This is a genomic window from Nostoc sp. XA010 (genome assembly GCF_020829625.1).
In the GTDB taxonomy this organism is placed as follows: domain Bacteria; phylum Cyanobacteriota; class Cyanobacteriia; order Cyanobacteriales; family Nostocaceae; genus Nostoc.
On record NZ_JAIVFX010000121.1, the window covers coordinates 1 to 3,358 of the forward strand.

Annotated in this window: 5 protein-coding genes; 2 read left to right on the top strand and 3 right to left on the bottom strand. The window is 45.5% G+C overall.

What is annotated here, in order from left to right; all coding sequences use genetic code 11:
- Positions 1-109: 109 nt before the first annotated feature.
- Positions 110-658 (bottom strand): SDR family NAD(P)-dependent oxidoreductase, encoded by a 549-nt coding sequence (locus LC608_RS36490; protein WP_229558161.1) that lies wholly within the window; start codon positions 656-658, stop codon positions 110-112.
- Positions 659-803: 145 nt separating this feature from the next.
- The gene (locus LC608_RS36495; RefSeq protein WP_229558162.1) at positions 804-1,235 is read right to left on the bottom strand and encodes an NIPSNAP family protein; all 432 of its coding nucleotides are present in this window, start codon (positions 1,233-1,235) and stop codon (positions 804-806) included.
- Positions 1,236-1,422: 187 nt separating this feature from the next.
- Between LC608_RS36495 and LC608_RS36500 the strand changes: the two genes are divergently transcribed.
- Positions 1,423-2,322, top strand: coding sequence for a LysR family transcriptional regulator (locus tag LC608_RS36500; RefSeq protein ID WP_229558163.1), 900 nt, complete (start codon positions 1,423-1,425; stop codon positions 2,320-2,322).
- 4 nt (positions 2,323-2,326) lie between these two features.
- A complete protein-coding gene (locus tag LC608_RS36505; RefSeq protein ID WP_229558164.1) occupies positions 2,327-2,596 on the top strand; it encodes a hypothetical protein in 270 nt (89 codons plus the stop codon).
- Here LC608_RS36505 and rpaB read toward each other — a convergent pair.
- Positions 2,571-3,305, bottom strand: a complete 735-nt coding sequence (gene rpaB / locus LC608_RS36510; protein ID WP_229558165.1) for a response regulator transcription factor RpaB — start codon at positions 3,303-3,305, stop codon at positions 2,571-2,573. The genes LC608_RS36505 and rpaB overlap by 26 nt on opposite strands.
- Between the last annotated feature and the right edge of the window lie 53 nt (positions 3,306-3,358).

Genomic DNA, 3,358 nt, shown 5'->3' on the forward strand with positions numbered 1-3,358 from the left:
AATTAAATTTTTCGAGAGTGCCTTCAGGTACAAGCAACCTTTTTAGTTGTTTTTGTTCTCGTAGATTACACGCGAACAAATTATGATTTATTCCGTTATCTATTTTCCCTTAACCGAGCAGTATTGTCATTAGACCGATCTGTGCCATTTTTCCCATCGCGTAAGGAGCAAGACCACTGAGTGCATATTGTTGATAAATAGCTCTATCCGAAGTCGTCAGCACAATCCGTCCGTAGTTTTGCTGTTTCATAATTGGAAAGGCAGCTTGAGCCAGCCATGTTGGTGCCTCTAAATTAATGCTGATGGCGCGCTGTAGAAAATCAGGTGTCAGTTCTTGCACGTGGTATGCGACCCATCCAGCGTTGTGAACCAAGATGTCAAGGCGACCAAACTTCAAGAGCGTAGTTTCCACTAGACTTTGGCAGTTATCTCTACTATCAAGGATTACGTTGCTCGGAAATGCAACTCCACCCGCTTCTCGAATCCTGCTTGCAGCATCAGCCGCCACGTTCGGATCGAATCCGGTTCCATCTTTGTTAACGCCTGCGTCATGCACAACGACATGCGCTCCTCTTTCCGCAAGCAGGCGGGCATAGGCTGCCCCCAAACCTCGCCCGCTTCCAGTGACAATTGCTACATGATTATCGAGTCGAATCACTTAACTTTCTCCTGATTTAAATTCTGCCTCTTAGTGGGTTTATGCAGCGTCTAATAACTAGCGAGCGAGTGGGAGCTACCAGACTCGAATTAAGCCGAGCCGCGAATCGGTTTCAGCTTGAATAAATTGTTAGGCGGCGTACCACTCATCTCTTGGCGCATGCCGGACTGTAAGACACGCGAGTTAGTGGTTGGCCATTAGCTTCTCGGACTAGTTCTCCACTTTCAGCTGCTGTCCGCTTCTTTATGTCAATCCATTCTTTGTCTGAGAAGAACTTTCTCCAGCGTAAATCCATTGTGCTTTTGTCCGGCCAAGCCAGAAGATAGATAAATTCAACCTTCTCACCAGAATCACTTTCCCAGATGTCAAGGATCTTAAAACCATGTCGCTTCATGATCCGTAGAGCATGATCCTGGAAGCGCTTATGAAAAGTATCTTTGTTGCTACGATTGATCTCATAGATTCTTAGTTGCTGAAGTTCGCTGCCATTGCTTGGGCAAACATAGCCATCCTGGGCATTAACAATGCCAGGGAGGGCGATGAGCCAAAAGAGCGCTAGAGCTTTGAAAGTGTGCATAATGTTGTGCCTCATGGCTTAGTGAACGTTCTATAGTTGCCTAACCAAATTGGTTTCAAAAAATTGTGTTTTCTCCAATGCAGTCGAACTGCAAATCTGTAACTTACTTTCCACATTAAGCAGTTTGAATAAATACGTCCAATATAATTTTTGTCTTAGACTAAGACTTAAAACGTATTAATTGACAATGGAACTTCGACACTTGCGTTACTTCGTGACTGTAGCTGAGGAACTTCATTTTGGTCGCGCCGCGCAACGACTACAAATCGCTCAACCGCCACTGAGCCAACAAATCCGGCAACTCGAACAAGAACTCGGTGTCGAGTTGCTGTATCGGACAAAGCGAACCGTCCGACTGACTGAAGCAGGATTTGCCTTCTTACAACAGGCACGGCAAATTCTAGTACAATCTGAGCAAGCGATTGAGGTCGCCCAACGTGCAAGTCGAGGTGAAGTGGGTTGTTTAACGATTGCATTTGTTGGATCTGCCACGTATAGCCTGCTGCCTGCTGCCGTGCGGTCATTTCGCCATCAGTTTCCTGATGTCCGCTTGATACTGCATGAAATGACGACGACCGAGCAAATTGAAGCACTGCATGACAATCGCATTCAGCTTGGCTTTATTCGTCCGCCGATAAGCGATGACGAACTCAGCGTGGAAACGGTTTTACAAGAATCCTTTGTCGCTGTATTGCCAGAAGCACACCCGCTTGCAACTCAGACACAACTGTCATTAGCATCACTCGCCGAAGAGTCCTTCATTTTATCTCCACGTCATCTAGGAAGTGGCTTTTACGATCAGATTATCCGGTTGTGTCAACAAGCAGGATTTATTCCCCAGGTCACTCAGGAAGCGACTCAGATGCAGACCATTGTCAGTTTAGTGGCAGCGGAATTAGGGGTTGCGCTCGTCCCAGCTTCACTCCAAAATTTGCAACGAGCAGGGGTCGTCTACAAACCGCTCCAAGACCAAACGCTCTACCTCAAGTTGGCAATTGTTTGGCGAAGTGCGAACACCTCGCCTGTGCTACACCAATTTCTAGCGCAATCAAGAGCCATTACACGATTTAGTGCAGCGTTTCACTAAAGCAATGCTGTTGAGGCTTATCGAAACGCTTGTACTCCCCCAATTCATAGATGTGCCCCAACTCAACAACTCAACCCAGTTTGCAACGCCACAGAAGAACTGTAGTATATTTTTTCTCTCCGAATATGCCACCCGTGCGGCTGATGATACGGAACTGCCAGCATTGACCAGGTATGTAAAAAACTATCAGGGTGCTGCTTTTAATACAGATAACTTCATCAACTTCAAACAAGTGACATTTGCCGGTTTCATGATTGATGTTTTAGTTTACTAATTCCTTGAAAAAGATAACCAGTTCCTCTTTGTGTCAAAATATATTCTGGATTTTCCGGGTCATCTTCTAACTTCAAGCGCAAACGTGAGATATGCACATCCACCACACGAGTATCTGCGTGTTGTTCTGCGTTATAATCCCACACTTGCTGCAATATTTCTCCACGGGTAAAAGATTTGCCCGGATATCTCATCAATAACTCTAGTAAGCTATACTCTACACCCGTTAATGGAATCCGCTCACCTGCTTTGTAGACTTGTCGCTTATTGGTATCAATTTTGAGATTGTCTACAACCATTACTCCCAAATTAGAAATAGCAGTAGTTGTTGTTCTATCGTTTCTTCGTCGCAGCAACGAGCGAATTCTTGACTCTAATTCCTTGGGAGAGAAAGGTTTCGCCATATAGTCATCAGCACCTAGCTCCAGTCCAGTGATCCGATCTGCTACATCTCCCAAAGCTGTAAGCATAATGATTGGTACGTCTGATTGTTTCCGTAATTCTTGGCAGACACCATAACCATCTAGTTTTGGCATCATTACATCCAGAACTATCAAATCAGGGGTCAAAAGGCGAAAAGCTGACAAAGCTTCTTCACCATCACTAGCTGTAACTACACTGTAGCCAATCATCTCAAGACGCGTCTGTAAAATTCGGCGGATACTGGCTTGGTTGAGTCGATGGGGGGTATTATCTCCCGCACCTCTCAGTTAAATCTGGGCGTGCGACTTTCACCGCACCCAGCTTCCGATGTTCTCAGCTT